This window comes from Sulfuricurvum sp., assembly GCF_019163035.1.
Taxonomy (GTDB): domain Bacteria; phylum Campylobacterota; class Campylobacteria; order Campylobacterales; family Sulfurimonadaceae; genus Sulfuricurvum.
Genome location: NZ_JAFLKV010000071.1, coordinates 1 through 3,370, shown reverse-complemented (window position 1 = coordinate 3,370; position 3,370 = coordinate 1). Strand labels below are relative to the sequence as shown.

Here is a 3,370-nt window from a genome sequence, read left to right as displayed (position 1 = left end):
CCTCATCAGCTTGACACCTCTGACTTTCACCGGCTCTACGCCCTTATAAAATAACCTTTTCGGGGCATTTTAGAGCATCCAAACATACCTAAAAATAGAGTACGACAAAGCGTACAGAAGGAAATATTATGTCCGATGAACAAACAGAATCACCAGCACAACCCCAAGGGGAAAATCGACAGCGTCGCAACAACCGCCGCCCTTTCCGTAGTCGAAACACGAATGCCCCTGTAGGTGCAGAGGGTGCCGCTACTGAACGCCCTGCTACAGAGCCACGCACTGATAACAGACCTCCGCGTCAAGACAACCGTCCACCGCGCACCGATAACAGACCTCCGCGTCAAGACAACCGTCCTCCACGCACGGATAACAGACCTCCGCGTCAAGACAACCGTCCTCCACGCACCGACCGAGTAGAGGGTGCAGAAAATGCAACCGACGCAGAGCCAAATCGCGGCGGTCGTGATCGCGGTCGCGGCGGACGTCGTGGAAGCCCAAGCACACCGATTGATAACAATCTTCGCGATTTTGTCCTCCAAAACCAAGAGGCGCATAAAAACCGTCTTAACCCCCATTTTAAACTGAACCTCGATAACAATGAGAAAGTTCGTATCACTCCCCTCGGAGGTCTTGGCGAGATCGGTGGAAATATCACCGTTATTGAAACCGAAAATGAAGCGATTATCATCGATATCGGGATGAGTTTTCCGGATGAAGAGATGCACGGTGTTGATATCCTCGTCCCCGATTTCACCTATTTGCGTGAAATTCGTAAAAAAATCGTAGCGATCATCATTACCCATGCCCATGAAGACCATATCGGAGGAGTACCGTATCTTTTCAAAGAGATGCAATTCCCGATTTACGGAACACCTCTTCCTCTTGCTATGATCGGTAACAAATTCGACGAACATCACATGCGTGATTTCCGCCGTTATTTCAACCCAATCGTCAAACGTCAGGTGTACCGCATCGGAAATGATTTCGACATCGAATGGATGCACATGACCCACTCGATTATCGATTCGAGCTCATTAGCGATTACCACCAAAGCGGGAACCATTATCCACACCGGTGACTTCAAAATCGACCACACTCCGGTAGATGGCTATACGGCTGACTTGCACCGCCTTGCCCATTACGGTGAAAAAGGGGTTTTGTGTCTCCTATCCGATTCAACCAACTCATACAACAAAGAGTGGACGCCGAGTGAGCTTACGGTAGCACCGGGATTTGATCGTATCTTCTCCAAATCTGAGGGTCGTATCATTATGTCAACCTTTAGTTCGAATATCCACCGTGTCTATCAGGCGATTTTGGCGGGGATTAAATACAACCGTAAGGTATGTGTTATCGGACGATCAATGGAACGTAACCTCGAAGTATGTATGCAATACGATTACATCAAAATTCCGAAAAACATCTTTATCGATGCCGAAGAAGCAAACCGCATGAGCGATAAAGATGTCTTGATTGTCACAACCGGAAGTCAGGGAGAGCCGAGTTCAGCCCTTTTCCGTATGGCAATCGGCGAACACCGCCACATCAAAATCAAACCGACCGATTTGATCGTCCTCTCTGCCCGTGCGATTCCGGGGAATGAGGGTTCAATTTCTGGGATGCTCAACTATCTCCAACGTGCCGGTGCTCGTGTCGCAAATGACCGTGATATCCACGTATCGGGACATGCGAGTATGGAAGAGCAAAAATTGATGCTTCGCCTCACTAACCCTAAATTTTTCCTCCCTGTTCATGGTGAGTACAACCATATTATGAAGCACAAAGATACCGCGATTACGTGTGGAGTTCCTGAGCGTAACATCCTCCTTATGAGTGACGGTGATTGCATCGAAGTCAACAGCAAAATGATGCGCAAAGCAAAAACGGTTAAAACAGGTAAAACCTATATCGATAACCAAAACAACCACCAAATCGAAGACGATATCGTTATCGATCGCCAAAAAATGGCATCTGAGGGGATGGTTATGTTGGTGGCTCAAGTGAGCGCCGCTGAATCACGCCTCCTCTCCAAACCTCTTGTTACCAGCTTCGGGATCGTAGCCGACCGTCATGATAAAGCGTTTGCCCAAGAGATGGAAGATGTGTTAGAGCACTTCCTCATCAACCTCAAACCGGGGCTTATCGAAAATCCGAAAGCGTTAGAAAATGATTTACGTCAAGTCGTCCGTAAACACATCTACCGCAAAATGAAAAAATATCCTCTTATCGTTCCACACGTATTTGTGATGTAAGGTGTGCTTTGCACACCTTTGTCTCCGTTTTAAACTCTTCTTCGCTATACTCTCTCAAACTCTAACAAAGACTTATCCATGAAAGTAACCCTACACCACCATACTCCACTTGTAATCTGTTCCGATGCTATCCGTACCTGTTGGCAAAGTTTTGACAAAAGCGATAACGGCGGTGAACTAGACCGTGCCCTCATCGATCGAGTCGGAAATAAGTTTAAACACGCTTCTACACTAGAGCATATCGTCTATAACTTCTATGTCGAGGGAGTCAGCCGTGCATTGCTCCAAGAACTAGCCCGTCACCGCATGGCATCACTATCGGTAAAATCAACACGCTACACCCTCAAAGAGCTCAAAGATGAAGCACCCTTTGGCATTGATGATAAAGAGCGTGCGGGAAAATATTTAGTGATGAGTGATGTTGCAATCGTGGATGAAATGAGCATCAGAGCGCTCGAAAACCTACGACTGGTACTTATTGAGGGAATTAGCAATGATCGTGCTAAATACTGCCTTCCTGAGAGCTATAAGACGGAACTTACGTGGTCGATTAATGCCCGAAGTTTACAAAACTTTATTTCGCTTCGAAGTGACAAAGCAGCCCTCTGGGAAATTCGTGATTTAGCTCACGCTGTTTATGAAGCACTTCCGGAAGATCATCGCTATCTGTTCGAAAATTCACTCAAAGAGGATCACACATCATGAAAAAAATTTTATTCCTTACCCTTACAGCCGCTACTCTTCTAATCAGCGGATGCGCTGAAAAAGAATTCGCCATCAACGGGATGATTTGTCCAGCAGGTAAAACGGAAGATCTTATCAAATCCGATTTTCAAGAGTGCCACTATTATGATCTAAAAGCTGCCGGTGAAGCCTCAAAAGCGCCTATCACTGTTGAATGTCAAAAATGCTTAGAGAGCAAAGGGTACAAAATCGAGCAGTAAATTATTATTCCTTCGGGAATAGTAGAGACACATAATGTAGATTTTAAAAAAGTTAAGAAGAAATGAGAGAAGATAAGACCCTTTCGGGTCCTATTATTTAGAGTGCTGCTTTTGCTTGCACGGTGAGGGCAGTAAATGCCGCTGCGTCGTTCATAGCGAAATCAGCAAGGATTT

At 46.0% G+C, this 3,370-nt stretch carries 3 protein-coding genes; all 3 read left to right on the top strand.

Going from position 1 to position 3,370, the window contains the following annotated elements:
- The first annotated feature begins 128 nt into the window (after nt 1-128).
- The 3 genes from JZU62_RS05745 to JZU62_RS05735 all read left to right on the top strand — a co-directional run bounded on the left by JZU62_RS05745 (nt 129) and on the right by JZU62_RS05735 (nt 3,196).
- On the top strand, nt 129-2,252 hold the full coding sequence (locus JZU62_RS05745) for an RNase J family beta-CASP ribonuclease (protein WP_295012786.1): 2,124 nt from the start codon (nt 129-131) through the stop codon (nt 2,250-2,252).
- Nucleotides 2,253-2,330: 78 nt separating this feature from the next.
- On the top strand, nt 2,331-2,957 hold the full coding sequence (gene thyX / locus JZU62_RS05740) for an FAD-dependent thymidylate synthase (protein ID WP_295012784.1): 627 nt from the start codon (nt 2,331-2,333) through the stop codon (nt 2,955-2,957).
- Nucleotides 2,954-3,196 carry a hypothetical protein gene (locus JZU62_RS05735; RefSeq protein ID WP_295012782.1) on the top strand — a complete coding sequence of 81 codons (243 nt, stop codon included), beginning with the start codon at nt 2,954-2,956 and terminating at the stop codon, nt 3,194-3,196. Before thyX ends, JZU62_RS05735 begins: the two co-directional genes overlap by 4 nt.
- Nucleotides 3,197-3,370: the final 174 nt, after the last annotated feature.

Excerpts from the sequence above, each read along its gene's own strand:
- JZU62_RS05735 (WP_295012782.1), top strand. The coding sequence starts at position 2,954 with ATGAAAAAAATTTTATTCCTTACCCTTACAGCCGCTACTCTTCTAATC.
- JZU62_RS05745 (WP_295012786.1), top strand. The coding sequence starts at position 129 with ATGTCCGATGAACAAACAGAATCACCAGCACAACCCCAAGGGGAAAAT.
- thyX (WP_295012784.1), top strand. The coding sequence starts at position 2,331 with ATGAAAGTAACCCTACACCACCATACTCCACTTGTAATCTGTTCCGAT.